We start from the raw sequence: 337 nt of genomic DNA, 5'->3' as shown, positions 1-337 counted from the left end.
CTGGGCTGTGAGGGCGCTTGTCCGCGGAACGTCCGGCCACCCGCTTCCCACCGACTGGTGGATGTATCTCGGCGGACTGTGCGGTGTGGTCTTCATCGGGGCGTCCGCCTTTCTCGTCCACCGCATCGGGGTGCTGCTGCTCGGCATGGCCTCGATCGCCGGCCAGTTGACCGGCTCCATCGCGCTGGATCTCTTCGTTCCGTCGGGCAGTGGCTCCCCCTCGGCCCTCACCGTCCTCGGAGCCGTCCTCACGTTCGCAGCCGTCCGGATCGCTTCTCCGCGCCTGCGCGGCGCACCGGCCGACGGCCCCGCTCACGGACCACGGTCCGCCTGAGCC

The 337-nt window shown here is 70.9% G+C and carries 1 protein-coding gene; it reads left to right on the top strand.

Annotated elements, in window-relative coordinates; all coding sequences use genetic code 11:
- Positions 1 to 334, top strand: a 334-nt coding sequence (locus tag J0695_RS42060) for a DMT family transporter (RefSeq protein ID WP_206970065.1), incomplete at its 5' end; no start/stop codon positions are given.
- Positions 335 to 337 lie beyond the last annotated feature (3 nt).

Origin of the sequence: Streptomyces beijiangensis (assembly GCF_017315755.1) — a bacterium.
GTDB classification, from domain to species: Bacteria; Actinomycetota; Actinomycetes; order Streptomycetales; family Streptomycetaceae; genus Streptomyces; species Streptomyces beijiangensis.
This window is presented reverse-complemented; position numbering and strand designations above follow the sequence as displayed.